25 protein-coding genes and 1 other RNA gene are annotated in these 26,832 nt (G+C 56.6%); 10 read left to right on the top strand and 16 right to left on the bottom strand.

The window, feature by feature from the left end:
- The first annotated feature begins 7 nt into the window (after positions 1-7).
- Positions 8-2,365, top strand: coding sequence for a penicillin-binding protein 1C (gene pbpC / locus ASE07_RS04495; protein ID WP_057289619.1), 2,358 nt, complete (start codon positions 8-10; stop codon positions 2,363-2,365).
- 201 nt (positions 2,366-2,566) lie between these two features.
- Here pbpC and ASE07_RS04500 read toward each other — a convergent pair whose 3' ends face one another.
- Both ASE07_RS04500 and ASE07_RS04505 read right to left on the bottom strand, forming a co-directional pair.
- Positions 2,567-3,076, bottom strand: a complete 510-nt coding sequence (locus ASE07_RS04500) for a flavin reductase family protein (protein WP_057289620.1) — start codon at positions 3,074-3,076, stop codon at positions 2,567-2,569.
- Positions 3,077-3,137: 61 nt separating this feature from the next.
- Positions 3,138-3,914, bottom strand: coding sequence for a helix-turn-helix domain-containing protein (locus tag ASE07_RS04505; RefSeq protein WP_057289712.1), 777 nt, complete (start codon positions 3,912-3,914; stop codon positions 3,138-3,140).
- A 175-nt stretch (positions 3,915-4,089) separates the two neighbouring features.
- Between ASE07_RS04505 and msrA the strand changes: the two genes are divergently transcribed.
- Positions 4,090-4,626: a peptide-methionine (S)-S-oxide reductase MsrA gene (gene msrA, locus ASE07_RS04510; RefSeq protein WP_057289621.1), complete on the top strand. Its 537-nt coding sequence runs from the start codon at positions 4,090-4,092 to the stop codon at positions 4,624-4,626.
- 86 nt (positions 4,627-4,712) lie between these two features.
- Here msrA and ASE07_RS04515 read toward each other — a convergent pair whose 3' ends face one another.
- The 3 genes from ASE07_RS04515 to ASE07_RS04525 form a co-directional block, all read right to left on the bottom strand.
- A complete protein-coding gene (locus tag ASE07_RS04515; protein WP_057289622.1) occupies positions 4,713-5,918 on the bottom strand; it encodes an SAM-dependent methyltransferase in 1,206 nt (401 codons plus the stop codon).
- A gap of 70 nt (positions 5,919-5,988) precedes the next feature.
- Complete coding sequence (gene pdxH / locus ASE07_RS04520; RefSeq protein ID WP_057289623.1) at positions 5,989-6,624, bottom strand: pyridoxamine 5'-phosphate oxidase; 636 nt, start codon at positions 6,622-6,624, stop codon at positions 5,989-5,991.
- A 192-nt stretch (positions 6,625-6,816) separates the two neighbouring features.
- Positions 6,817-7,938, bottom strand: a complete 1,122-nt coding sequence (locus ASE07_RS04525) for an MFS transporter (protein WP_162256861.1) — start codon at positions 7,936-7,938, stop codon at positions 6,817-6,819.
- Positions 7,939-8,095: 157 nt separating this feature from the next.
- Between ASE07_RS04525 and tcdA the strand changes: the two genes are divergently transcribed.
- Entirely contained in the window at positions 8,096-8,965 is an 870-nt protein-coding gene (gene tcdA / locus ASE07_RS04530) for a tRNA cyclic N6-threonylcarbamoyladenosine(37) synthase TcdA (protein ID WP_057289625.1), read from the top strand.
- Between the two features lie 7 nt (positions 8,966-8,972).
- On the opposite strand, the gene thpR is transcribed toward tcdA, so the two are convergent.
- From thpR to ASE07_RS04550, 3 genes are all read right to left on the bottom strand, one after another.
- Positions 8,973-9,557, bottom strand: coding sequence for an RNA 2',3'-cyclic phosphodiesterase (thpR, locus tag ASE07_RS04535; RefSeq protein WP_057289626.1), 585 nt, complete (start codon positions 9,555-9,557; stop codon positions 8,973-8,975).
- A 333-nt stretch (positions 9,558-9,890) separates the two neighbouring features.
- Positions 9,891-12,653: a bifunctional diguanylate cyclase/phosphodiesterase gene (locus ASE07_RS04545; protein ID WP_082583957.1), complete on the bottom strand. Its 2,763-nt coding sequence runs from the start codon at positions 12,651-12,653 to the stop codon at positions 9,891-9,893.
- A gap of 253 nt (positions 12,654-12,906) precedes the next feature.
- Positions 12,907-13,242 (bottom strand): hypothetical protein, encoded by a 336-nt coding sequence (locus tag ASE07_RS04550; protein WP_235548350.1) that lies wholly within the window; start codon positions 13,240-13,242, stop codon positions 12,907-12,909.
- A 367-nt stretch (positions 13,243-13,609) separates the two neighbouring features.
- On the opposite strand from ASE07_RS04550, the gene ASE07_RS04555 reads away from it, so the two are divergent.
- Positions 13,610-13,858, top strand: coding sequence for a hypothetical protein (locus ASE07_RS04555; protein ID WP_057289629.1), 249 nt, complete (start codon positions 13,610-13,612; stop codon positions 13,856-13,858).
- 668 nt (positions 13,859-14,526) lie between these two features.
- On the opposite strand, the gene ASE07_RS04560 is transcribed toward ASE07_RS04555, so the two are convergent.
- Positions 14,527-14,799 carry a hypothetical protein gene (locus ASE07_RS04560; RefSeq protein WP_057289630.1) on the bottom strand — a complete coding sequence of 91 codons (273 nt, stop codon included), beginning with the start codon at positions 14,797-14,799 and terminating at the stop codon, positions 14,527-14,529.
- A gap of 114 nt (positions 14,800-14,913) precedes the next feature.
- On the opposite strand from ASE07_RS04560, the gene ASE07_RS04565 reads away from it, so the two are divergent.
- Entirely contained in the window at positions 14,914-15,360 is a 447-nt protein-coding gene (locus ASE07_RS04565) for a hypothetical protein (protein ID WP_057289631.1), read from the top strand.
- Positions 15,361-15,461: 101 nt separating this feature from the next.
- Here ASE07_RS04565 and ASE07_RS04570 read toward each other — a convergent pair whose 3' ends face one another.
- Positions 15,462-16,280: a nucleotidyltransferase gene (locus tag ASE07_RS04570; RefSeq protein ID WP_057289632.1), complete on the bottom strand. Its 819-nt coding sequence runs from the start codon at positions 16,278-16,280 to the stop codon at positions 15,462-15,464.
- 260 nt (positions 16,281-16,540) lie between these two features.
- Here ASE07_RS04570 and ASE07_RS04575 point away from each other — a divergent pair, with 260 nt between their 5' ends.
- A complete protein-coding gene (locus ASE07_RS04575; RefSeq protein ID WP_057289633.1) occupies positions 16,541-17,293 on the top strand; it encodes a metallophosphoesterase family protein in 753 nt (250 codons plus the stop codon).
- Between the two features lie 64 nt (positions 17,294-17,357).
- Here the strand turns inward: ASE07_RS04575 and ASE07_RS04580 are convergent, their stop codons facing one another.
- Positions 17,358-17,807 (bottom strand): hypothetical protein, encoded by a 450-nt coding sequence (locus tag ASE07_RS04580; RefSeq protein WP_156396387.1) that lies wholly within the window; start codon positions 17,805-17,807, stop codon positions 17,358-17,360.
- A gap of 121 nt (positions 17,808-17,928) precedes the next feature.
- Here ASE07_RS04580 and ASE07_RS04585 point away from each other — a divergent pair, with 121 nt between their 5' ends.
- Both ASE07_RS04585 and ASE07_RS04590 read left to right on the top strand, forming a co-directional pair.
- Positions 17,929-18,255 (top strand): GGDEF domain-containing protein, encoded by a 327-nt coding sequence (locus ASE07_RS04585; RefSeq protein WP_057289635.1) that lies wholly within the window; start codon positions 17,929-17,931, stop codon positions 18,253-18,255.
- A gap of 132 nt (positions 18,256-18,387) precedes the next feature.
- Positions 18,388-18,630, top strand: coding sequence for a hypothetical protein (locus tag ASE07_RS04590; protein WP_156396389.1), 243 nt, complete (start codon positions 18,388-18,390; stop codon positions 18,628-18,630).
- Positions 18,631-19,185: 555 nt separating this feature from the next.
- Here ASE07_RS04590 and ssrA read toward each other — a convergent pair.
- From ssrA to ASE07_RS04610, 5 genes are all read right to left on the bottom strand, one after another.
- Positions 19,186-19,562: a transfer-messenger RNA gene (gene ssrA, locus ASE07_RS27930) on the bottom strand.
- 50 nt (positions 19,563-19,612) lie between these two features.
- Positions 19,613-20,278, bottom strand: coding sequence for an HAD family hydrolase (locus tag ASE07_RS04595; protein WP_057289637.1), 666 nt, complete (start codon positions 20,276-20,278; stop codon positions 19,613-19,615).
- A gap of 85 nt (positions 20,279-20,363) precedes the next feature.
- Positions 20,364-21,059 carry a bifunctional 2-polyprenyl-6-hydroxyphenol methylase/3-demethylubiquinol 3-O-methyltransferase UbiG gene (ubiG, locus tag ASE07_RS04600; RefSeq protein ID WP_057289638.1) on the bottom strand — a complete coding sequence of 232 codons (696 nt, stop codon included), beginning with the start codon at positions 21,057-21,059 and terminating at the stop codon, positions 20,364-20,366.
- 122 nt (positions 21,060-21,181) lie between these two features.
- Positions 21,182-21,820: an outer membrane protein OmpA gene (gene ompA, locus ASE07_RS04605; protein ID WP_057289639.1), complete on the bottom strand. Its 639-nt coding sequence runs from the start codon at positions 21,818-21,820 to the stop codon at positions 21,182-21,184.
- A 301-nt stretch (positions 21,821-22,121) separates the two neighbouring features.
- Positions 22,122-22,796 (bottom strand): OmpA family protein, encoded by a 675-nt coding sequence (locus tag ASE07_RS04610; RefSeq protein WP_057289714.1) that lies wholly within the window; start codon positions 22,794-22,796, stop codon positions 22,122-22,124.
- 228 nt (positions 22,797-23,024) lie between these two features.
- On the opposite strand from ASE07_RS04610, the gene gyrA reads away from it, so the two are divergent.
- Both gyrA and serC read left to right on the top strand, forming a co-directional pair.
- Positions 23,025-25,640 carry a DNA gyrase subunit A gene (gene gyrA, locus ASE07_RS04615; RefSeq protein WP_057289640.1) on the top strand — a complete coding sequence of 872 codons (2,616 nt, stop codon included), beginning with the start codon at positions 23,025-23,027 and terminating at the stop codon, positions 25,638-25,640.
- Positions 25,637-26,740 (top strand): 3-phosphoserine/phosphohydroxythreonine transaminase, encoded by a 1,104-nt coding sequence (gene serC, locus ASE07_RS04620; protein ID WP_057289641.1) that lies wholly within the window; start codon positions 25,637-25,639, stop codon positions 26,738-26,740. Before gyrA ends, serC begins: the two co-directional genes overlap by 4 nt.
- Positions 26,741-26,832: the final 92 nt, after the last annotated feature.

Raw genomic sequence — 26,832 nt, forward strand, 5'->3', positions numbered from 1 at the left:
AATGAAAATGCGCTTGCGTGGCTGTCGCACATGTCGCCGGTGGTTGGTAGCGTTGGTGTGTCTTGCCGGCGTGTTCCTCATCCTTGACCGGATGTTTCCCTTGCCTGTACCTGGCAGGGATTCTCCGTATGCCTTGGTCGTGGTTGCACGTGACGGTACGCCGCTACGCGCATTTCCGGACAAGGATCATGTCTGGCGCCATCCGGTAGCACTCAATGAAGTATCGCCGCTGTACCTGCAGGCATTGATTACCTACGAGGACCGGACCTTTTGGTGGCATCCGGGCGTCAATCCGTTTGCGCTGGTACGCGCCGGTTGGCAATGGTTGGCGCATGGACGCGTGATTTCCGGCGGATCGACGATCACGATGCAGGTGGCACGCATACTTGAGCCGACGCCTCGCTCGGTGCGCGGCAAGCTGAAGCAGATTCTGCGTGCGCTGCAGATCGAATGCCATTATTCGAAGTCCGAGATTCTCACGCTCTACGTCAATTACGCGCCGATGGGTGGCGTGCTTGAAGGAGTCGAAGCCGCCAGCCGCGCCTATCTCGGCAAACCGTCAAACCGGCTTACCCATGCGGAAGCGGCGTTGCTGACGGTCTTGCCGCAGATGCCGTCCGTATTGCGGCCCGACCGTTATCCGCAGAAAGCGCAGGCGGCACGCGACAAGGTATTGCACAGGCTGCAGGGGCGCTGGAGCGCAGAAGCCGTAGCGGATGCACTCACGGAACCCGTGATTGCGCAGATCGTCAGGGAGCCGCTGCTGGCACCGTTGCTGGCCCAACGGCTCAAGCGCAGCGCTGGTGATCGCGGCGATCGTAATAGCAATAGCAACCGCAACCGTATCGACACCACCATCGACGTCAATGCCCAGGCGACCGTGGAAGGCTTGCTAGGCGATCGCGTTCGCATGCTGCCGCCGCGCGTGTCCCTTGCCGCGATGGTGATGGACAACGCGACATTCGAGGTGCTGGCCTATGCGGGCTCGGCCGACTTCAGCGACAAGGAACGCTTTAGCCATGTCGACATGGTACGCGCGCCGCGTTCCCCGGGATCGACGCTGAAACCCTTCCTGTATGCGTTCGCCCTCGACGAGGGAATGATCCATTCGGAATCCCTGCTATCGGATACGCCGCAATCCTTTTCCGGTTACCAGCCGGGTAATTTCCAGCAGTCATTCAATGGGCCGGTCAGTGTTTCCGAATCCCTGGTCAAGTCGCTCAATGTCCCGGCGGTGGAAGTGCTGGAGCAGCTTGGTCCCGCACGCTTTGTCGCCATGCTCAGGCGCGGCGGGCTGAAGCTGGAATTTCCCCGTGGCGCGGAGCCTAACCTCAGCGTCATCCTCGGCGGCGGCGCCGCACGCCTGGAAGACATGGTTGGCGCTTATGCGGCGTTGGCCCGCAAAGGCCTCGCCGGCACGCCGCGCTTTACGCCTGACGCACCACGCGTCGAGCAACGCATGATGAGCGAAGGGGCGGCTTTCATCGTGCGCGACATTTTGGAAACCGGCGGTCCGGTCGGCAGGGCGGTGGAGGGCTTGGGTGCGTACCGCGGCATTGCCTGGAAAACTGGCACCAGCTTCGGATTTCGCGATGCATGGGCGATCGGCGTCAGCAACCGTTACACCATTGGTGTCTGGGTAGGTCGTCCGGACGGCACGCCGAATCCCGGATTCTTCGGTGCAAATGTTGCAGCGCCTTTGCTGGTCGATATCTTCAGCGCGCTGCCCGACGGGCGTACTCTTAGTCCTAATCCTGCACCGCCTGGCGTCAGCCAGGAAAAAATCTGCTGGCCGCTGGGCATGCGATTCGATGCCGTCAATCCACAGCTCTGTGCGGTGCAACGGACGGCGTGGATATTAAGCGGCACCACGCCACCCAGCTTTCCGGATCGGATGCGCAATGCAGCACCTGTACTGACCTACCATGTTGATTTGCAAAGCGGGTTGCGTGTCATGCCGGACTGCTCGCACGGACCGGCCGAGCAGCGTCAGACGGCGCGTTGGCCTGCTTCGCTGGAGCCCTGGCTGGAGCCGGCCCTGCGACAACGTGTGCTGCCGCCCGAATGGGCGCCTGAATGCCGGGACGCCTATCGCCCTGATGGCGGCATCAGGATCGTTGGCCTTAGCGATGGGGAAATCATCCGGCGCGTGCCCGGCAAGACCGATCCAAAAGCCAGGCTGGAAATTCGCGGCGCGCGCGGTGAATTGATGTGGATGCTGAACGGCCGTCTGCTGGGGCGCCTGTCCGGCACCGCAGTGCAAACCATTGCGTTTCCGGAAGCGGGGCGCTACGACATCACGGTGCTGGACGATTTCGGTCATTACGACAGGATCAGCGTGAGTGTGATGCCGGCGAGCGAATAAGCGCTCGCTACACACTGCACGCTCCGAAGAAAGCACGAACATACCTAATACCAATCCCAACCCATAACGCACCATGAGATCGCGTCTTTTTTCAGGGGCGCCGAGCCGCCTGCCTGCGTTGCACTCGTCGTCAATAGCTCGCTATTGACTCCTCCTGCGCCTTGCCAGTCAAAAAAATCCATCGATCTCATTAAGCAGCGCTTAACGGGATGCCGTCGATACGAACTTTCCGCCATGGAAAACCAGTGCCGGCTTCGGTGTCACATCGCAACGCTCGACTTCACCGACGAAGATCACATGGTCGCCCTCCGGATAGCGGCTGCGGTTGTGGCATTCAAACCATGCCGATACGCCTTTGAGAATCGGCAGACCCGTGTAGGACAACTCGAAGTCCACGCCGTCAAAACGGTTGTCGATGCGCATCGCAAAGCGCTCGGCCAGCGCCGCCTGATTGCCAGCCAGGATGTTGATCACATAATGGGAGTTGCCTGTGAAAACCGGCATGCTGCTGGCGCCCTGTGCAAGGCTCCACAATACCAGCGGCGGATCAAGAGAAACGGAATTGAAGGAACTGGCAGTCAGGCCGAGAAAAGTACCGTCCGCCAGCCGGGTGGTGATCACCGTGACACCGGTGGCAAACTGCGACAAAGCCAGACGGAAATGGCGCGAATCGAACTCCGGCGGCCCCGCGCTTGAAGGTTGTTTAGACATCGAAAATCCACTAAATATTGCCCATTATGCCTAAAAATACCTGGGCATGGCGACCGCTCCCCTACTTGCTGCGCACTGTACGCGTGGAAGGCGTGGGCGAAGGGGTCGGCTGCAGCAGGGTTTGGAAGGTTTCCGGCATCCATGGCCTTGCGGCCAGAAGAAAACTGATGGAGAACCGTTCTTCGAACGGTAGTCGTGCGTCCTCCTGGTGCCGCTGCGAAAATTCACGCGCCACTTGCTTCATGCGCTCCAGCAGCGCTGCGATCGACTGCTTCGACAGCATCACATTGACCAGGCGAAGCATTTCGTTTTCATGGTCAAAACGCGACGCAAGGAAATCGCCATAGGCTTGTTCCCTGAAGTGCGTCTGGATGGGACCGTTCGGAATCCAGCGAAACGTCCGCGACACTAAAAGCTTGACCCGGTTATTCGGCAGCAGTTCAAGAAACCCGAGGCGGTCAAGGCGGACCAGATGCTTGACCACTTCCGCCTCGGTCAGCTGGTAAGTCTCAAGGATCTGCTCCACGGTAAGCTGGTTGAGGACCGACACCGCCACCACGAACAGCCGCGTGTTGCCGATGATTTCCCTTTCCTGCTCATGCGTGAGTTCGGATATCAGGCGCGATTCATCGTTCGCGCCCATCGTGATGTCACGGAAATCGATGCCGGTTGCCTGCAGGATTTCATCCAGGCGCTGCAAGGTAAAGTTCTTGTGCGAGAACATCCGCTTGACGCTCGCTTCCGACATGCCGATACGTGCCGCCAGGTCGGCATAGGTAATTCCGCGTGCCTTGAGCTCGCGTTTGAGGGCATCGACGAGGGAAGTGGCCTGGAGCATGATGGTATCGGGAAACCGGAAAGAAAAATCATACACCAGCACCGGCTTCAGATTGCATTCTGCCTGGCAAAACGCCGTCACACCACCGTGTGCAAAAATTGATGCAAGTCAACTTGCCCTCATAGGCATTCCCGTCCGTTTGCGTTAAAGTCGTGAAATACACATGGAGCACATCATGACGACGGAAACAGCAACACTGGGCGGGGGATGCTTCTGGTGTCTGGAAGCGGTCTATCAGGAATTGAGAGGGATACTGCATGTGGAGTCGGGTTACACCGGCGGCCATGTAGCCAATCCAAGCTATGAACAGGTATGCGACGGCGACACCGGTCACGCCGAAGTCGTACGGCTGGAATTCGATCCGGCCCAGGTAAGCTACCGCGAGATCCTCGAAATATTTTTCACCATCCACGATCCGACCACGCTGAATCGTCAGGGTAATGATGTTGGTACGCAGTATCGTTCGGTCATCTACTACCATACCCCTGAACAGCACGACATCGCCAAGCAGGTCATTGCCTGCATGGCCAGCGTATGGGATGCGCCTATCGTCACCGAACTGAGTCCCGCCGAAACGTATTACAAGGCGGAAGACTATCACCAGAATTATTTCCGCCAGCATCCGCTGCAGGGCTACTGCGCGTTTGTAGTCGCACCCAAGGTGGCAAAGTTCCGGAAAATGTTCACCGACAGGCTGAATACGCCGGCCTAGCAGTAATAGCCGCGCCACAGGCATTCTCCGAGGCAGCGCCGATCAAGACGTCGTGCCGCAGGCGCTGCATCTGATGCCACATCCAGTCAGTGCTGATAAATGTACCGGCGCGACCAAGGTAGCACCGACCCATCGCTTCCCGCTTTCGCGCAGATGACCTGGTAGAGCGAAACCCAGTCATTTGCGAACGCATAGGCGCAGCCCGCAAGATACACACGCCAGATGCGGAAGCGCCGGTCGTCCACCATGGTCTTCAGACGCTCTGTGTGGTTCTCGAAATTTTCTGCCCAAATACCGCAGGTTTTTGCGTAATGCCTGCGCAGATTCTCCACGTCGTAAGCCTCGAGCCCACCTTCCTGCATGGCTTTGAGCACGGTGCCTATGTGCACCAGTTCGCCATGCGGAAAAACGTACTGCTCGATAAACTCGCCGCCGCCATAAGCGGTTTCGCCATCCTTGGGGTCAGTGGTGGTAATCCCGTGATTCATCGCCAGGCCGCCGTCTGCAAGTAGTGCGTTTACTTTCGCGAAGTACTCCGCGAGGTGTCGCGCGCCGACATGCTCAAACATGCCGACGCTGGTGATGCGGTCAAAGCGACCGCTGATGTCGCGATAATCCTGCATGCGGATTTCGACGCGATTGGACAAGCCCGCACGGGCGATTCTTTCCTTCGCCAGGTCGTACTGGTTTTGCGAGAGCGTGACACCAACGCAGCGCGCGCCGAATTTTTCTGCGGCACGCTTGACCAGGGCTCCCCAGCCACAACCAATGTCGAGCAGTGTGTCGCCGGGCCGCACCTGAAGCTTGGTCAGGATGTGATCGATTTTCTTGAGCTGGGCGGTTGCCAGGTCTTCCGTACCGTTTTCAAAGTAGGCACAGGAGTACACCATGTTTTCGTCGAGCCAGGTACTGTAGAACTCATTGGAAACATCGTAGTGATAGCGGATCGCTTCCTCGTCACGTTTCTTCGTATGGTGAAAGGACCGCGCGATGCGTGCAAATTTTCCTTCGGGTTGCAGCGTGTGACGCGCCAGCAAATTGGCGACTGAAATGATTTCATTGGCCCGGCCTTCAACCTCGATCTTGCCTTCGACGTAAGCGGTGCCGAGATTAAAGAGCGAGGGAGTCAACAGATAGCTCAGCGCCGATACATGCGGCACCCTGACCGTGACTTGCGGCGTCGGCGCGCCAAGGTCAAGCCGTTGACCGTTCCATAATTCCAGCCTCAAGGGCACGGCTGCCTGACTGCGGATGGTGTCTGCCCAACTTCCCAGTTTCTTTTCCCAAAACACGATATGTCCTCCGTGCCAAACGGATTAATCGGTGATGCGATGTCGACGTGGTAGCTGCTTGTACGGACTGCTACGGCTGCAGCCTTTGCCGTTGCCAGGTACCGTCGGCTTGCAAGCGATACGCGATCCGGTCGTGGAACCGCGACGGACGACCCTGCCAGAATTCGATGTAGTCCGGCACCAGCCTGTAGCCGCCCCAGTGCGCAGGACGGACAGGCTGCTCCCCATACGCTTGCTCGACCTGCGTGAAGCGCTGTTCCATCGCTTCGCGGCTGTCGATCGGCTGGCTCTGCGACGAAGCGATTGCGCCGAGCCGGCTCTTTAACGGACGGCTCTGGAAGTAGGCATCGCTTTCGGTGGCAGAGATGCGCTCGACGCGGCCTTCAATGCGAACCTGTCGCTCCAGTTCTATCCAGTAAAACAACAGTGCGGCGTACTTGTTTTGCTCTAGTTCATTTCCCTTGCGGCTATCGTAGTTGGTAAAGAACGTGAATCCGCGTGCATCGATGTCCTTGATCAGCAGGATGCGCGACGACGGTCGTCCATTCGCGCCTACCGTCGAGACCGACATCGCATTCGCTTCCCGTACCTGGGCGGCAATGGCTTCGCCAAACCACGTTGAAAATTGTTGTATCGGATCCGGATGCACATCCTGTTCGGTCAGGCTGGCACGGCTGTAATCTATACGCAGATCTGCTATCGACATCATGTTTCCTGTAAGGGTATGACACTGCGGCGCAGCCAGGGTGCTGAGGAGCGGCGCCGATATGGTCTATTTATTATCGCCGATCCAGGGATTCTTCCCGGTTGCATGGTCGTACGCGCAGTGATCACCACTATCGACGATAACGCCGCGGCCCGAAGTTTCATTGTTCTAAATCAATGTTCTCCTGAAACCTTAACCGCTTTGGCATTTGCGCCACGCCAGCGGCAGGCCGGCACTGATCATTGCGCTCATGCTCCAGAACACCACGGTCAGTCCCAGTGCTGCGCCGGCACCGCCAAACGCCAGTGGCAACGCAACCTGACACGCATTGCCGATCATGACCCTGATCCCGACTGCTTCCGCGGCGCGCCCGGGTGGTGAGGCATGATGCAGCAGCGCCAGCATATTCGGCTGGCTGGCGCCCACTGCCAGGCCAAGAATGGCAGCGACGATCATCATCGACAGCGGCTGGTGCATAAAGGGGAACAAGGCATAGCAGACCGCCGCCAGGGCCAGCGCGAAGGTCAGCACCTGCCACTCGCTGCGATGCCGTGCAATCCATGGCATCGCAAGGCGAACCAGAAAGGTCGCTACGGAAAAGCATCCGAGGATGAGTCCGATGGTCGATGCGGAAAAGCCGGAATGCGTCCCATGAATAGGCAGCACGAAGGTGAACAGGTCCCACGCCGATGAGAGCAGGGTGCCGATCAGATAGATGCGCCGCATCTCGGGTTGGCGCAGCAGGTCCAGCATGCCGCCGACGTGTCGATCGTCCGTGGTGACAGGAATTGGTGTATGAATCCTCCCAAGCCTGCCGAACAGACCGATACCGAATGCCCCAAGGGCAAACAGGCAGAAGACCATAAAGCTGATCCAGAAGCTCGCGTGGTCGATGACAAGACCGGCTACCACGGGTCCGCAGAATCCGGAAATCGAAAAGCCCAGCGCCAGCCAGCTGAAATTGGTGGAGCGCGTTTCATTGCTGCTCATGGCTCCTACCGTATGCTGGGCCGCGACCTGGATCACCATGAAGCCGGTACCGATTAACAGCGTCGCGAGATATAAAACCGGAAGTCCACTGATCAGGCCCGGCAGCATGCAGCCCAGCGTCATCGCCCCCGCGCCCAGTACCACTGGCCTGACGATGCCGATCCTGTCGATGAGGCGTCCCATCGGCACCGCGAACAGCATCGGAAATAATGAAAACAAGGCAATCAGGATGCCTACCGTCAGCGCCGATGCGTGCAATGACAATGCATACAGTGACGTGGTGATGCGCGCGCCGGCCAACGCAATGTGGGCTGTCAGCGACACCAGAATCAGTTTGACAAGGGAAAGTGAGGGAAGCACTGACAAAGAGGTAAGGAAACGAGGCTGAAGTCGTGTTGAAGTGATATTGGGGTGATGCTGAAGGCAGGAAAAATCATTCTAGAGGAAAATTTCCGCGGTTGCCTCGCGTTAAAATAACGAGATGAACGCAATTATTTCTTTCCCTCAGCCGTCTGGACATATTGATAACGACATCGACTTCGATCGTCGGTTCGGCGGCATTGCGCGCCTGTATGGTGATGCGGCGCTAGCCCGTTTTCGCGATGCGCATGTGTGCGTGGTAGGCGTCGGTGGCGTCGGCTCGTGGATTGTTGAAGCACTGGCAAGAAGCGCCATCGGGCACATCACCATGATCGATCTGGACAATGTCGCCGAATCCAACGTCAACCGCCAGATCCATGCGCTGACCGATACCCTTGGCATGGCCAAGGTGAGCGCACTGGCTGCGCGTATTGCGCAGATCAACCCGTATTGCCAAGTCACCGAGATCGAAGAGTTTATCGATCCCGACAACCTCGACCAGATGATCGGTGCGGGCGGCTATGACTACGTTATTGACGCGATCGACAGCGTCAAGGCAAAGACCGCATTAATCGCATATTGCCGTGCAAAGAAGATTCCGCTGGTCACCATCGGCGGCGCCGGCGGACAGATCGACCCGACGCGCATCGAGATTCGTGATCTCTGCCGGACCGAGCAGGAACCGTTGCTGGCAAAGGTGCGCAAGCGTCTGCGTCAAGAGTATGGGTTTCCGCGCGGAACCAAGAACAAGTTTGGCATCGATGCCGTGTTTTCCACGGAACCGTTGCGGTTTCCAGAAACAGGCGAGGCCTGCGAGATCGACGCCGTGGAGGATGGCGATGACCGGGCCGGTATCACCGGATTGAATTGCGCAGGCTTCGGATCAGCGATGGTGGTGACGGCGAGTTTCGGCCTGGTGGCTGCAGCACAGGTATTGAAGAAACTGGCAGCCGACGCTGCTGCGGGTGCGCGGGACGCGCAGGCCGCGTGAACCTGGTTTAGCGCGAAGGCGCACCGCTCATTTGTTCCCCAATCACTTCTCCCGGAACCCTCACTGCTTCGCCCAAAGTACGTGACGCCAGCACCCGATACTCGGATCCGCCCGGTCCGGTAATCGACTGCACCAGCGCTACCTCATCCGCGTGCCAGGTAATCGGATCGAATACCATATCCGCCGGCAGCGATGCATCCCGAGCCAGCGTCACATGCGCTTTGAACGATGAAGGTGGCGTAAATACGATCCCGCTTTTCGCCAGTGCCGCGCACAGGGTCTGGTAAAGCGACATCAGGTCATCCGGCGTTTGATGCGGCCCCACCCAGGCAATCCGGTTACGCGGAAAATAGCCGACCTTATCCAGGGTCAGCACCAAATCCGGCTGCGGCAGGTGGGCAAGCATGTCCTTCAATGGAGGCAATACAGCGATCGGCTGCTGTCCGAGAAAGGCCAGCGTGAGATGAAGATTGTTGTAATGTACCTTGCGACCCTGCATGGGGACTTGCAATTGCATCAGCGAGGTCCGGGTTGCATCATCCGGCCACAGCGCAAAAAACAGGCGCATCGATTCTGTCGTGTGTTTGCTCATGTCGGCTCTCTTCGTTCTGATTTGTTCCGGTAATGCGATACGCCGGCATGCGTTGCCACTCCAGGCGCCATTTCCTAATGGCAAAGCGCCGCACCGCACCGCGATCGCTGAAGCTGTCTTTTTCGCTGCAGCAACAACATACCAAAGCGCTCATAGTCGTGATCGTGCGAAGCGAGTACAAGTTCCGCGTCGGACGATTGCAATGTCCGGCCGAAAGTTTTTGCATTCTGCAATATCGCTGGACGCGAAGCCGTCAAGGCCATCACTCATGCACGTTTCACGGAAGGAAAAAACGGATCAAATCAGAAAATGGACCAAACCGGAGGCGAGTATTTATGGTGCCGTAGTCGCTGCCTCATCATGCGACGGCAGCAGGAAACGCCGTTGCAGCAAGGCCCGCACGTCGGAAGCCGGAACCGGATGGGAAATGAAATATCCCTGGGCTTCGTCACACGCCATGGCGCGCAGTGCCTGCAACTGCTCCTTGGTTTCAACCCCTTCGGCGACCACACTCATCCCTAGTGCATGGGCCATGGACATGATGGCGCGGAAAAAGACTTCCCCTTCCGGTTTCTTGACGAGTTCGGCAGTAAAAGCACGATCCACCTTCAGCCCATCCATCTCCAGTCGCTGCAATTGGGACAGCGATGAAAAACCTGTGCCAAAATCATCGACCAGCAGCTTCACCCCCATTGCACGCAGGGCGGTCATTTCGGCGGAAACCTCGGCATGTTCACCCATCATCGATGATTCGGTGATCTCGATTTCAACCAGATCCGGTTCGAGTCGATGCCTTTGCAGGCAGGCGGTCACCGTATGATGAATGTCGCCGTGATTGAACTGGTAAGGCGAGACATTGATCGACACCGGAACCAGCTTCAGGGGCATGGCTTTCCAGCGGGAGATCTGTGCGCAGGCTTCTTCCAGAACCAGTTCGCCAAGTCGCAGGATCATGCCGGTTTCTTCCGCCAGCGGGATAAATTCCAGCGGCGGCACCAGCCCCAGATCAGGATGCTTCCAGCGTACCAGTGCTTCGAGTGAACGCAGCTCACCGGTCAGCGTATCGACCCGCGGCTGATAATGCAGAACGAATTGATTCTGGCTTAGCGCCAGCTGCAGGGCACGCTCCATGTCGAGGCGTGCTTTCAAGCGATCGGCCAGGCTTTGCTCGTAATAGCGGAAATGGCCCTTGCCGTCGGACTTCGCCTGGTACATCGCAATGTCTGCATTCTTCAGCAACGCTTCCGTGTCATGACCGTCGCGCGGAAAAATACTGATGCCGACCGACGCGCTGATCGCATGTTTGCCGTGCACCAGGTCAAAAGGATGATGAAAGGCCTGCGCAATCCGCGTCGCGGCGATGGCTATTTCATCCTGGTGTTCGACAGGATGCAGGATCACGGTGAATTCATCTCCGCCCAGGCGCACGACATGGTCGCCCGGGCGTACCAGCGATCTGAGTCGCTCGGCAGCGGAGCGCAGCAGTTCGTCCCCAGCCGAATGCCCATGCGAATCGTTGACGTTCTTGAAGTTGTCGAGGTCGACAAACATGAGTGCGAGCGCGCTGCCCGATTGCCGCGCAACGTCAAGCATGCCGGGAAGATGATGCTTGAGCCAGTTCCGATTGGGAAGGAAGGTGAGGGCGTCTTCATTGGCCATGCGCGATAGTTCACGCTCATGCGCCTTGATGTGCGAAATATCCCTGAAGGTAATGGCCAGTCCCGCACCCGAGCGCACCAGCCGCCGGTGTACCCACTCGACGACGATGGGACTGCCCGGCGGGATCTTGGTTTCGTCTTCATAGAAGCCGGACTGCAACGCGTTCCGGTAAAGCTCCATGACTACCGGGAAGTAGGCCGGTGCATTCAACTGGGACGAGCGTGCACCGACAAACTGGTCGCGGCCCGCCCCATAAAACCATGCGCCCCGCTCGTTGCAATCGACCACTTCAAAATCGACGACGTTGCCGACGCGGTCACGCACGGCACGCAGCATGTAAAACCCTTCGTTGCCCCCTTCCGTGGCGAGCCGGTACGTTTCTTGAACTTCAAGCTGTTGTTGCTTGTGGCGTGCGCGCCGCAGGGACCATGCGCTTCCAAGTACACTGAACAGCAGCAGTATCACGCTGGCGGCAATCGCCGCCTGCAAAATGTTGCGGCGAGCCTGTGCGTAAGAGAGCAGATATTCTTCCTGGGCGATTCCTGCCATGCCAATCAGCGGGTAAGCCGCAACCGGTATTGTCGCCACATAGCGCGGACGCTTATCGGGAAACCATTCTGGTCCGATCAGGCTGCCATTCTGTTGAGACGCACTGAGGGGCGGTATGCCGCGCAGGGCGTTCCTGGAGGTATAGGATTCATCCTCGGATACGGATGGTCCGATCTTGTATGCCAGCATTATGCTATCCGCGCCAACCACGGCCAGCATGCCAAGCCTTCCAAGGCGTGAACCGTCAAAGAATGCGGTGAGATACCCGGGCGTGACCGAGACCAGGACGACGCCGTCAAAACTGCCGTCTTCACGTTCCAGTCGTCGGGTGAACTGGATGACCGGAACCTGCGAGGCCCGGCCGACAATCGGTGTCCCGATACGCAAGGCACGGGAAGGATTGTCGCGATGGTAGACAAAGTAGTCACGGTCATTGAACCGCATCAAGGCCGATCCTATAGGCCGGTTTGCGGTAACGGGCCGGCCTTCCGCGTTGATGACTGTCGCCAGCGCATAGTGCGCCATCGGGAAAGCACCCTGGCTGCCGAGGTCTTCCAGGCGTAAGGACTGGCGGGAACGCTCCCACTGATATCTGATCAGCAGCGTCAGCTGGTCAACCTGCTCGACTGTGCGGGCAATATAATCGGAATAAGTTTGTGACAGTGTCTGTGCTTCAGCCAGCGCGCTGATCTCGGCCTCGCGCCGTTCATCGCTCAGCGTGATTGCTGTCGTGACCCATAAGAGTGTGGCTAGTAACAGGGAGATTGCCGGCCACAGTATGACCGGCAGCATGCCGCGTCTGGCCTCTGGAAGAGAAAGAAGTTTGCCCCTGGTCGCTGTTGTGTCAGCATGGTTAGTCGACTCTGCCTGGTGGATGCAACGGTTCATGCGGTCTCTGCAAACGCGATAGTCATGACCGGGCGATGTATCCCCGATCACTAAAGCCTGTCCGATCCATTCGACAGGTGCTGTTTATATTTTTGCAATTGACAATACCACACTATCCCCGAAGTCGGGAAGGAGTGGGGCAAGGGGCGCAGGAAGTGCGTTTTCTGACAGAGGTACTTTCACGGCCTGAAAGTACCTGCGAAGCGAGAAAACCGGGAAGCCCGCAGCAGGAACGGGCTAAGGACGTGGTAAGTCAGAACTCATTTTCGGTGAATGCGCGATTGGCGCGTTCTTCGGCGGCTTTCCATGCCTCGGCTTCCGTCCCGAAAATGCCGGCGGGGATATAGGTTTCGGCGACCTCCGGTTCGCGTGTCAGACGCACATAAACCTGTGCTTCATAGGTATCGTCCGGTTGCTTGACGGCGAGGATGCGCGCCAGGTGCGTGCCGCTTTGCAGCATCCGCCCTGGTGTCGGCTGCTCGTCGCTCAGGCGCATTTCTTCGTCGCGTTCGACGTCACGTTGACCGGGAGTCTTTTCACCACTGCCGACGTCTGCTTCATCCAGCAAATGCTTGGTTTCTGGTGCCATGTAATCCTCCTTGTTTATATTCCTTGCCTCTAAGATTGGCGTACGTCAGAAGCGGCGCCGGCAAGAATCTTTTTGTATGATGGCGGCAGAAAAGGATAGTTCTGCTTAACACGCACCGCGACGGACAACCGTGTTCCGACCCGCGTCACCGTGCGTAACGACTGGTTCGTTAACGGTAACCACAGGCAACGTCGAACCATCACATAAAGGCTTCGTCTAATTTGCAGGAAATGCACGCACCGCACCAACCACGCCGGTCTACGTCACTTGAGTAACGGCAATCAGTCACCGGTCGACGCGACATCACGGTTTGCCGATGATGATATTGCGGTGTACGGCTTAAACCCTATGACACAGGAGAATGCAGATGGCAAGCAAGGCGGAATGCGACAAGTATGCGGCGATGCTGTTACAGCGATTTGAAGAATATACGAAGTGGGCAATCGCAAACTGGCCAAACAAGGATTTCCCGCTGATGGAATCCGACTTTGAGGCATCACATCGTGAGTTGAGTGAGATTCTGGGACCCAAACTTAGTGAAGGGGAGGAGAAACCGGCGTCCGAGGAATCTGGTCGGACACAATATCGCGACGTCACGCCGATGCCATGGCCGTGAACACCGCTGTGTGCAATGCCGGCGTTAGTTGCGCAACGCCGGTGTCTGGTAATGCGACGGTGCCTGTGCCGCAGTGACCGCCACATCCCCAGGTCTGTCGAGGCTTCTCTCACTGCGAGCAAAACCCAGGTGCCTTTTTCGATGCGCATGCCACGCCATTCAAAATCGACCAGCGCCCGTCCGCCTACGGCCGGAAAGAAAGGATAGAAGCGACGCACTTCCTGTACGAAGCCCTCGAAGTAGCTCTTGTCGCCGGATATCAGCTTCTGCCGGCATTCCGGGTAAAACGATCCAATTGATAAAACATTGCCGCGGCATCTTCACCCATTGCGCAAATGACCTTCTGCAGCATGAGCCGGGTTTCAAAAACATCGGGCTGCAGTCGTTCGCAACGGCTTGGAATGAAGGTGTACGCTTCGTTCAATAATGCAAGCGTGTTCTCAATGCTTTTGTCTCACGGGATTGCTGTCATCGGCGTGTTTCAGAGCTGAGTGAAATAGGATCGTGGTGGTAGTTTGGATAAGCGGTAAATAATGCAGGGATCTGGGAAATACCCCTGCCCGGTGCTGACAATAATGCGGCATGCGCCTGTGCACGCCGCTATGCGTAGTGCACTATGCAGTGATGTCCGCAGCGATGCGACCTGAAGCGGACATACGCCCGGCACATCAAGGTTTCGGTACTTCGATGCGCGTTACGCCACCCGTTACGGCAAGCGGGTCGCTCGCCGGGAAGGTCATCTCGACCGCATCATCCAGAAGCTCCTGCTCCTTCTCTTCCGGATCATCCGACCTCAGCCGCCTTTCGGTCACATCGCGGGATGCCGCATCTTGTGGGGCGACGTCCTTCGGGGTTTCCGAAGCCGAGTTATCGCCGTGCGATGAGCGCTCTTTGGGCGCTCTCTTTTCGTCTTCTTCACGAGTTCTCTTAAGATTCGACATGGTATTTCTCCGTTTAAATTCCAGGGCAACGCGATTCATCGACCCGTTCACCTGCGATGATTGGGTTCGCCGAAAGTTTCAACATTACCCGGTCATATTTAAATTGAAACCTGCTTGCAGCTTGAAACCTTCCGCGGGGAAAATAAATTTCCATGGTTCATCGAATTCCATGCGCACGACAGCATGCGTCTCAAGCGCGATTATTCTCAAGTGCCAATAGATGCCAATTTGAGGCGAGACAAGCTACTTGTTCATGGAAAGCGGCTTAATGGCATGACTCCCAACCGTAAAGAGGAAATCATGTCCCCGGCCGAGATAATGAAGGTCATCAAGGGTTACGAAGCCAGCGTTGATGCATCGTGGACCACGATGGTAAGAGAGCACGCGAAGTCCCTGTCAGCCGTCTCTGATCGTCTGACAGCCGGCGAGTTAGCCAGCCTGATCGAAATTGCTGCAGCGTCGTATCAGAAGGCGCGGCAAGAATATCAGGCCAGTGTCGAATACGATCTGCTGATCTTGCGCATCAATGCAGAAGCACAGAAACGCCAGCGCTCGAAATAAGCATTGAAGACTTGTAGCGGAATTGCCTGCCTAAGCCGGCGCAGAATCTTCCGTTGAGCATGCAGGCTTCTAGCTTCTATACAGGCCTGCTCGCGTCTGCATCAAGACTTGTTCTTGATCGCTTCTGTCCAAATTGACGTTTCCCCCGGCGTCATGTTGCCGAACGGATGCAACCGTGCGTCCTGATAACCCTGTTCCTCCACGTCGACGAGATACTGTTCGCGTGATAACAAGGTTCCTGCACATACCGGCTGCATGGATGGCTTGCCGAGGACTTCCTGCTGCAGTCGTTCAGTCAATTCCATCATGATCCAGGACGGGATCATGTCCCGGTCCGCAGGGTACACGAAGCCAAACAGTGTCAGGTGACTGAGCAATACCCGCCAATGGAAGGAAAAACGCCGTAGCAAGCGATGCCAGTCCATGGTTTCGCTACAGGCGCGAATCAGATGAACAATGTCTGCGCCGTCGTAACGTTCCCGCTCCATGATGAAGGCCTTGGACCAGATGGTTTCCTCGACCGGACAAATTTTTACTGGTACGCCGAGCACTTCCGTTGTGGGGGCGTGTTCCAGCCAGGCATCATCGACTTCTGCGACGCCGTTGCCGGAACTAAAGATGAGATCAACCAGGTCGCCATTGGTACGCACCTTTCCCAGCCAGTGCGGAAAGGGCAGTTCGGTCGTATAACCGGTTTGCTGGAGTGCTTCGCTGACGCGGTCATAGTGCTGACGGCAGATGAACAGATCAAGGTCTTTCGTCGGACGGACCATGCCTGTGTAGTAACTTAATGCATAAGCGCCACCTACAAGGAAGGGAATATCCGCATCGCGCAAGGTTTGCATGACATGGCGATAAAAGTGAAGTGTCGGATCGCAATTAATTCCATCTACCGGTGAGCTCAATGAGGCTGCGGGCATGGCGTGCTCCACGAAATTTTATCGATGTGGGGCCGCATCGCTACGACCGGCGCTTCCACGTTGCAGGCATGCACTGGACTAGTGAACATGTCTGTCATGAATAGCAGCAAAACCTATGCCCAGCAGCAGTAAAGGTAGATAAGCAGCAGAAATCTTTGCATCCGGTACGGCTCTTGCTCCCGACAAGTGAAGTGAAATTTAACCAAGCGAATACCGACATCAGGTTACCGTTCCCTTTAAAGTGAGAGAAGGAGTTCAATGTGATATCACAGGATAAAGTGCGACTGGCGGCAGTAGGTGATCTGCATTGCACCGAAACCTCGGGCGGTCAGTTGCGACCCCTGTTTGCGCAGGCAAATGAAAGCGCCGATATCCTGTTGCTGTGCGGCGATCTGACGGATTACGGCACGCCTGCCGAAGCACACGTGCTGGCGCAGGAACTGGATGTTGTTCGTATTCCCAAGATTGCCGTTCTGGGTAATCATGATTTCGAATCGGGACAGCAGGATGACGTTAAGCGGATCCTGTCAGAAGCCGGAGTACGCGTACTCGATGGTGACGCCTGTGAAATCCATGGTGTCGGCTTTGCAGGCGTAAAAGGCTTTGCTGGCGGATTCGGGCGCCGTGCGCTGGGACCTTGGGGCGAAAGCATCATCAAGCAGTTCGTTGACGAGGCAATCCGTGAAGTATTGAAGCTGGAGCATGCACTTGCCAAGCTTCGTACCAGTCAACGCATCGCAATCCTTCATTACTCACCGATCGAAGCCACGGTACAAGGTGAGCCGATTGAAATATATGCCTTCCTTGGCACGAGCCGTCTGGAAGAGCCCTTGCTCCGCTATCCGGTAACAGCGGTATTCCATGGACATGCCCACCGCGGCACCCTGGAGGGAAAAACCGTCAATAACATCCCTGTCTATAACGTCGCCAAACCCTTGTTGCAACGCTCGTATCCGGAACAACCCGGCTTTAGAATTGTAGAAATTCCCAAGGCCGAGCATGTAGATTTGTAAGCTCGACAGGTAATGTCAGGATAATGGCCGGGTAATGTCTTATCGCCACGTACGCACAAAGTTGTTACGAACGTGGCGCCGGTAAACGCTCTTGCACACAGTCTTGTAATTGATCGAGGGTAAATGGAATACCGAGAAATGCGTCGATAACCGATTTTGCCAGCACAGGCGGCGTACCGACCTCCTGGCTGATCCAGACTATTCGGATGGCCGGCAACTTGGCTTTCGCAGCAATGGCAAACGCAAGGCTGGTGGACCCATCCTGATCTACCGCGATCACAAGGACGTCAAACACAAAACTATCCATGACTCGCAGGCCTTCTACGTGCCCTGCAATTTGTGACGTCGCGTGTCCACATGCAGTGAGCATTGCCGCAATCATGTCTGCCATCTGGGCGTCTGCTGAAGTCACCAAGACCGATAAGAAACGATCACGTTGTGTTTTGTCCGAAGTTGAATAGTCGAGCAAGTAGCCTCCTTTGCGGCTTACTTTACCTTCCGTTAACATTTCCATCTGTACTCTATCGTACATAGGACGTCGGTAAAATCGGCCAGCGTTACATTTCTTGAAATATTCGCTTGCTTCAAGTTCTGGTATCAACAATTTTGGTTTTTTGTTACCTGGGCCCAATAAGATGCGCGTTGCGTTGAAGATTCAGGGCGATATCCGCAAGACCGATTGCTTCGGACACTACGGTGGAGAAGAGTTTCTGCTGCTGGTTGGCGCCAATGCCAGCGACGCCCAGTTCTTCGTCGAGCGCATCCGGCAGCGTATCGAAGAGATGCGCTTTCCCGAAATGGCAGACGGCCGAAGTGTCACGATCTCCGTCGGCGTTGCCGAATACCGGAACTGGGAAGCCATTGAACATACCTTGTCACGCGCGGACAAAGCATTCTATAGCGAGAAGGATGGCGGAAGGAATCGCGTAGTGGTATCGGGTGTGGAACTGAAGGTGAACTGAGCCATGCAGTAAATTTTGAAATGAGTAAATTTTTTGCGTAAGTCCGATTATTGCAAGCTGGTATGTAATGAACCATACAGATTAATCATGATCCGACAATCCTTAAGGACGCATGTCCTTGTGGAGACGGCTATGGACCAGTACCAAATAATGTCCCTGCTGATGCGGCTCGAAACAAAGAATGTGGAACCTGAAACGGTTGCCATGATGTATGCAGAGGTGTTGTCCTCTGCCGCCGAGAGACTGACGCCGGATGAATTGCGACAGTTATTGATTATCGGTGCTTACATTTGCCATGGCCCCGGTGGATCAGGACACAGTGTGGAAGAGCGAACGGACGAGCCTCAATGGCGGGGAAATCACCGGATTAATTAATTGGCTGCAGGAATAAGAACCTGCATATTGGACAAGGGGCCGACTTGCGAACAAAGCAGGCCGGCGGCAATTATCTTTGCGACTGATCCACTCGGCGTCGCTACCTCTACTTCATGTATTCATGTCCAGCCTGCGAAGGTAGGACGCTCCTCTGGGTTCCTTTGGTTCAGGTGGTGGACTGCCGGTTCCGTCTCGTTGATGGCGACATCTGCAATAAACCTTGTTAGCTGATGACTTCAGCCATGGCGGCTCCGGCTAATGCCGTACGGAACGTGTGAGCTATGCGCTACCGCTTTGCCACATCATTCATGCCACGTTCAGCCCTTTCAGGCGACGCGTTTTTTTGACCATTTCACAGAAGAGAAGGGAAGTGTAGCGATAACCCAGTCGATCATAGGTGAACTCCACCTATGACGCGGCTGTGACAAATTTGTGACGATACCGAGACCAGAACAGGCTACCGTAGACTATCGGTGCCGGATCGGAAAACAAACGTAAGCGCTCGTAAATACTGGCCTACATATGGTCTAGAGGGGCCCAGACCATCTTGAAATTTGGTGGAGACGGCGGGAATCGAACCCGCGTCCAGAAGCACTCTACAGACAGTTCTACATACTTAGTGCTGCCAATTGGTTTTAACCCAGCCGACGCGGACGCACACGCTTCGTCTAGGCGAGTCACCTAAATTTAACGTTACGCCAAGTGACCCGACGCAACGCGATTCCCTGTAAATGACTCTACTGCTGTTGCCAGCCCACCCCAGGGAAGAGATGGTGTAGAGCTAGAAAGTTCTTAGGTTTCTAGTGGTTTACGCTGCGAGAGCGTAAGATTCATCGTTTGCATTTAAGCATTTCCGGTTGGATTTACGAGGTAGCCAGTCCTCGGTATGCCCTGCGCTGCTTTGCAACCCCTGTCGAAACCAGGTCGTCCCCAAAACAGTACTGCTATTGTACCTCACCAGATGAGGCGTCACTTTGCGATTTCAAGAGGCTGCGCGAATTAATTCGCATACCTCAAGAGGAGAGGCCGCAATCGCATCGGCTTCCCATGTTTCAGGCTCTACATGGCCACAATAACCCCAGGAAGCAGCCACGGTCGCCATTCCTGCGGCACGACCGGCCTGAATGTCGCGCAAGTCGTCACCCACATACCAGCATTGCTCCGGCGGCAAGCCAAGCCGACGCGCTGCTTCGAGAAGCGGGGCGGGATGCGGTTTTGAATGCGGTGTAGTGTCGCCCGAAACGACGCAGCCGGCATGACCAAGGCCGATTTTCGGCACCAGCAGATCGGTAAAGCGGGCAGCCTTGTTGGTGACGATTCCCCAGCCAATATTCCTGATCTGCATTTCATCGAGCAGTCGTTCAATGCCGTCAAACAAACGTGTATCGATGGCGATCGCGCTTTCATACGTGTTCAGAAAGAGGGTTCGCAGTTCGGCAAAGCCATCGTCTTCGGGTTTGAGGCCAAAGGACGCCCCGATCAATCCGCGCGCTCCGGCCGAGGCGACAGGACGCAGCAATTCGTAGGGAGTAGGTGCCAGCCCGCGTGCGGCTCGCACACGGTTCATGGCGCCGGCCAGGTCCGGAGCAGTGTCAGCAAGCGTCCCGTCGAGGTCGAACAGAATGGCGCGAGGTGAGGTAAGGGGCATGGCTAATCGTGAATTTCGGTCGGAGGATGGGGCCGGCAGGAGGGCAGGGCGGCTGTGCGGATGTTGCACAGTCGCCGCATAAGGATCACGCCGGGCGGGTGCAGGCAACCAGGTAATTAACGTCCGTATCCTGGTTCAGCGAATAAATCTTTGTCAACGGGTTGTAGCCCATGCCTTTGAGCTTGTCGACCACCAGTCCGGCATTGCGCGCAAATTGGCTCAGCTCGGCCGGCGTAATGAACTTCGCGTAGTCATGCGTTCCCTTTGGCAGTAGGCGAAGCACGTACTCGGCACCGATCACTGCGAACAGATAAGCCTTGGGGTTGCGGTTGATGGTCGAGAAGAACACGTGGCCGCCCGGTTTGACGAGTGTTGCGCAAGCTTTCACCACAGCGGCAGGGTCCGGTACATGTTCCAGCATCTCCATGCAGGTGACGATGTCATAAGCGCCAGCTTCGCGTGCCGCGAGGTCTTCGGCGGAAATCAGTTCATAGCGTACCTGTACTCCGGATTCGAGGCTATGCAGGTCGGCGACCTTGAGGGCTTTTTCCGAGAGGTCGATACCGGTAACCTTGGCGCCTTTGCGTGCCATTGACTCGGCTAGGATGCCGCCGCCACAACCGATATCCACGACCGTCTTGCCGGCCAGGGGAGCCCGGGCGTTAATCCATTCAAGACGTAAAGGATTGATTTCGTGTAGCGGGCGGAATTCGGACGTCGGATCCCACCAACGGTGGGCAAGATCGCTGAATTTCTGTAGTTCTAGAGGGTCGGCATTCATACACAGAATGATAGCGGGATTGGAGGGCGCTTGCTTTTAAACCGCGAGTTTTCGGAGGATTTGCTTGGCGAAAAGGCATAAAAAAACCCCGCCGGAGCGGGGCTTTGCCAGCAGTCAATCGATTAGCGGTTACGTGTACCGACAACTTCGATTTCAACGCGGCGGTTCTTGGCGCGACCAGCGGCTGTCTTGTTGTCAGCAACTGGTTGCTTCTCGCCCTTGCCTTCGGTGTAGACGCGGTTAGCTTCGACGCCCTTGGAAACCAGGTATGCCTTGACAGCTTCAGCACGGCGGACCGACAGCTTTTGGTTGTAGGAGTCGGAACCGACGGAGTCAGTGTGGCCGACAGCGATCACAACTTCGAGGTTCATGCCTTGCAGCTTCGACGACAGGTCGTCCAGCTTGGCTTTGCCGTCCGGCTTCAGAACAGCCTTGTCGAAATCGAAGAAGGTGTCAGCAGCAAAAGTGACCTTCTCGGAAGTCGGGGCCGGTGCCGGAGCAGGTGCCGGAGCAGGTGCCGGTGCTGGTGCCGGAGCAGGCGCAACAGCCGGCTTTGCAATCTCGCCATCGCAACCTGGAACGGCATCTGCCGGTGTCCAGGTGCCTGTGCGCCAGCACAGACCAAACGGGTCGCGAGCGACGACACCGCGGCTGTCTTGCAGGTAGGCGCTGTTCGGAGTCTTGGCCTGGATGTCTTGCTGAGCCGAAGCAGAGAACGAGACAACTGCGGACGCAGCAAAGACGAGTGCTAATTTATTCATATTTTTCCTCTTGGTTGAGATATCCGCAGATTAACTGCGCAACAAGTACCACTTTTTTTAGAACTAATAGAAAAACCAAACTTCCGGATGCTATTAGATCATCTTTTTGCAAGGTTGTTCACCTGCAATGATCTTTAGTTAACTACATTTTGCCATAGGCGCGCTATACATCGATTGTTGCCAAATCAATGGTATGGCGATTTTAGCCACCCGTTGGGTTTTTGCAACGGATGATCAAAAATTCGTAGCATTTTTGTGTGAATTTGATGCCTTTGCTCAGGATTAGGTCCTGTTATTTTAGTTATTGGGCGACACCTCGGGCCTCGATGGCCACGCGGCGGTTGGGTGCAAGGCAGTCAATCAGTTGCTTGCGTGTCAATTTTTCATCGCAGGCCTTAAGAGGCTGCGTCTTACCGACGCCAGACGTATTCACTTCGGCGCGGATTCCTTTGCTCTTTAGATAAGCGGCTACCGCATCCGCACGCTTTTCCGACAACTTCTGGTTGTACTGCTGCGAACCGAGGCGGTCAGCATGCCCGGTCACGACAATCATGTCGACCTTGGCGCAATTGGCCAGTTTGCTCATCACTTCGCCATCAATGCGTTTTTTGGCAGCGCTGCTCAATACGGATTTGTTAAACGCAAAGCTCTCATCACTACCAAGCGTGACAGAAAAATCGCATGGCTTTGGTGTCGGTATGGGGGTAGGTGCAGCAGGCGCTGTGCTGGCAATTGGCGGTGCAATAGGGTTGGCGAGCGGCGGAACCAGGTCGCCATCGCAACCGGGTACCGCGTCGGCGGGAGTCCAGGTGCCCGTGCGCCAGCACAAACCAAACGGGCTGCGGGCGATCACGCCACGGCTGTCCTGCAGATAAGCGTTGTTCTCCTGCTTTGCCTGGATATCCGAGAAGGTTTGCGCAAAGACGCTGCCTGCGCAGACGCTGAGTAGGATGGCAAAAGCCGTATTTTTACGCATGAGGTACAAAAAGCCGTGTATTCGAATGTAATTAACTTGCTGCAACATTTAATTTAAACACATTTTTGCCAAAACGTCCTGTATTAGCGCAAATGGCCTGCAAATAGCTGGTCTCGCGCGAGAGGAAGGCCTCCTCCATGCTAAAATCCAATGTTTGGCGCCGTGGTTTTCATGCGACGCCATTCCGAGACACCCAGCCAACGACAGCACAGAAAAGCCAACTCGCCAATGGATCAATTCGCCAAAGAGACTATCCCGATTTCCCTTGAAGAAGAGATGCGCAAGAGCTACCTCGATTACGCAATGAGCGTGATCGTGGGTCGTGCGCTTCCGGATGTGCGCGACGGCTTGAAGCCGGTGCACCGCCGCGTGCTGTTCGCCATGCACGAGACCAACAACGTCTGGAACCGCCCGTACGTCAAGTGCGCCCGTGTGGTCGGCGAAGTCATGGGTAAATACCATCCGCACGGCGACCAGGCGATTTACGACACGCTGGTCCGTATGGCACAGGATTTTTCGCTGCGCTACACGCTGGTGGACGGGCAGGGGAACTTCGGTTCGGTCGATGGCGACAATGCCGCGGCGATGCGTTATACCGAGTGCCGCCTGGACAAAATTTCCAGTGAACTGCTGGCCGACATCGAAAAGGAGACGGTCGATTTCGTCCCTAATTACGACGGCAAGGAAAAGGAACCGTCGGTCCTGCCGACACGTATTCCCAACCTGCTGATCAACGGTTCGTCCGGTATCGCGGTCGGCATGGCGACCAACATCCCACCGCACAACATCACCGAAGTGATCAACGGCGCGCTGCACGTCTTGCGCACTCCCGAGTGTACGGTAGATGAACTGATCGAAATTATTCCGGCACCGGATTTTCCGACCGCCGGCATCATCTATGGCGTGTCCGGCGTGCGCGATGGCTATCGCACCGGTCGTGGTCGCGTCGTCATGCGCGCAAAGACGCATTTCGAAGAGTTCGGCAAGGATAGTCGCACCGCGATCATCGTTGACGAATTGCCCTACCAGGTTAACAAGAAGTCGCTGCTGGAACGCATTGCCGAACTGGTCCGTGACAAGAAACTGGAAGGTATCTCCGACATTCGCGACGAGTCCGACAAGTCGGGCATGCGGGTTGTAATCGAACTCAAGCGCGGCGAAGTGCCGGAAGTGGTTCTCAACAATCTGTACAAGCAGACCCAGTTGCAGGATACCTTTGGCATGAACATGGTCGCGCTGGTCGACGGCCAGCCGAAGCTGCTGAACCTGAAGCAGATGCTGGAATGCTTCCTGTCGCATCGCCGCGAAGTTGTCACGCGCCGGACCGTATTCGAACTGCGCAAGGCACGCGAGCGCGGCCATGTGCTGGAAGGTCTGGCGGTTGCACTAGCCAATATCGATGACTTCATTGCCATCATCAAGGCCGCGCCGACGCCACCGATTGCGAAGTCCGAATTGATGGCGCGCGCCTGGGATTCTTCTCTAGTGCGTGAAATGCTGGCGCGTACCGGCGCGGAAAACGCCGGCGGCATCGAGGCATTCCGTCCCGAGAACCTGCCCAGACACTACGGTATCCAGCCGGACGGGCTGTACAAACTGTCCGATGAACAGGCGCAGGAAATCCTGCAGATGCGCTTGCAGCGCCTGACTGGCCTCGAGCAGGACAAGATCGTCAACGAGTACAAGGAAGTCATGGCGCAGATCGCCGACCTGCTGGACATTTTGTCCAAGCCGGAGCGTGTCACGGCCATCATCACCGACGAACTGAACGCTGCCATGAACGAATATGGCGCAGGCAGCAAGGATGTGCGCCGTTCGCAGATCGAACTCAATGCCACCGACCTCGGCACGGAAGACCTCATTACGCCGCAGGACATGGTGGTTACCCTGTCGCATACCGGTTACATGAAATCGCAGCCGGTATCCGAATACCGCGCCCAGAAGCGCGGCGGGCGCGGCAAGCAAGCGATGGCGACGAAAGAAGACGATTGGATCGATCAACTCTTCATTGCGAATACACATGATTACATCCTGTGCTTCTCCAACCGTGGCCGTCTGTACTGGCTGAAGGTCTGGGAAGTGCCGCAGGGTTCGCGCAATTCGCGCGGCAAGCCGATCGTCAACATGTTCCCGCTGCAGGACGGCGAGAAGATTACCGTGGTACTGCCGTTGTCGGGCGAAAACCGGACCTTCCCGGAAGATCGCTATGTGTTCATGTCGACCAGCCTCGGCACAGTCAAGAAGACGCCGCTGACCGAGTTCAGCAATCCGCGCAAGGCCGGCATCATTGCAGTTGATCTCGATGAAGGCGACTTCCTGATCGGCGCAGCGCTGACCGACGGCAAGCATGATGTGATGCTGTTCTCGGATTCAGGCAAGGCAGTCCGCTTTGATGAGAACGATGTGCGCCCGATGGGCCGCAATGCCCGCGGCGTGCGTGGCATGAGCCTGGAAGAAGGGCAGCAGGTGATCGCCCTGCTGGTGGCGGAGAATGAGCAGCAGTCGGTGCTCACCGCGACGGAAAACGGTTTCGGCAAGCGTACGCCGATCACCGAGTACACCCGTCATGGCCGCGGCACCAAGGGCATGATCGCGATCTCGACCAGTGAGCGCAACGGCAAGGTGGTTGCCGCGACCCTGGTCGAACCGAACGACGAAATCATGCTCATCACCACCGGCGGTGTGCTGATTCGCACCCGCGTCTCCGAGATACGCGAAATGGGTCGCGCGACCCAGGGCGTTACACTGATCGCCGTCGAAGACGGTACCAAGCTGAGCGGCTTGCAGCGTATTCTCGAGACGGACGTGGAAGAAGAAAACGGTGGCGGCACGGAGGAAGAATGACGCGGGTCTATAACTTCTCGGCGGGTCCTGCGGTGCTGCCGCAGGAAGTGCTGCAGCAGGCGGCCAAAGAAATGCTCGACTGGCATGGCAGCGGCATGTCCGTGATGGAAATGAGCCATCGCGGCAAGGAATTCATTTCCATCTATGAAGCCGCGGAGCGCGATTTCCGCGAACTGCTCGGCGTGCCCGCCAATTACAAGATCCTGTTTCTGCAGGGTGGCGGCATAGGCGAAAACGCGATCGTGCCGATGAACCTCATCGGCCGCAAATCGCAACCCGCCGTAGTTGACTTCGTGAACACCGGATCGTGGTCGTCCAAGTCGATCAAGGAAGCGAAGAAATACTGCACCGTCAATGTGGCGGCGTCGTCAGAGGCACAGAAGTTCACGACGATTCCGCCGCGCGATAGCTGGAAGCTGTCGAAGGACGCGGCCTACGTGCACATCTGCACCAATGAAACCATCGACGGCGTCGAATTTCAGTACACGCCCGACGTCAGCGCCGAGACTAACGATGCACCGCTGGTTGCCGATATGTCCTCGCACATCCTGTCGCGAACTATCGACGTGTCGAAGTACGGCGTGATTTTTGGTGGTGCGCAAAAGAACATCGGCCCGGCAGGCTTGACTCTGGTGGTGGTGCGCGAAGACCTCATCGGACACGCGTTGCCGATCTGTCCGTCGGCATTCGACTGGAAACTGGTTGCCGACAACAATTCGATGTACAACACGCCGCCGACCTATTCAATTTACATCGCCGGGCTGGTATTCCAGTGGCTGAAAAAGCAGGGCGGCGTTGTGGCCATGGAGCAGCGCAATATTGCAAAGGCGGCATTGCTGTACGACTACCTCGACGCAACCGATTTTTACAGCAACAAGATTGCGAAGGAATGCCGTTCACGCATGAACGTGCCTTTCCTTCTGAGGGACGAGTCCCTGAACGACGCATTCCTCGCCGGTGCGAAGGAACGCAACCTGCTGCAGCTGAAAGGCCACAAGTCTGTCGGCGGCATGCGCGCATCGATATACAACGCGATGCCAGTTGAGGGTGTGCAGGCACTGGTCGAATACCTGAAAGAGTTCGAGAAGAAGCACGGTTGAACCCGTTGCGGCGACTCCAGGAATGACGTTGCAGTAGCCAGGCGTCCGCGCTCAGGCGGACGCTTCCTGCGACCCCGCCGGCGACCGACCGG

This window comes from Noviherbaspirillum sp. Root189 (assembly GCF_001428545.1).
Taxonomy (GTDB): Bacteria; Pseudomonadota; Gammaproteobacteria; order Burkholderiales; family Burkholderiaceae_D; genus Noviherbaspirillum.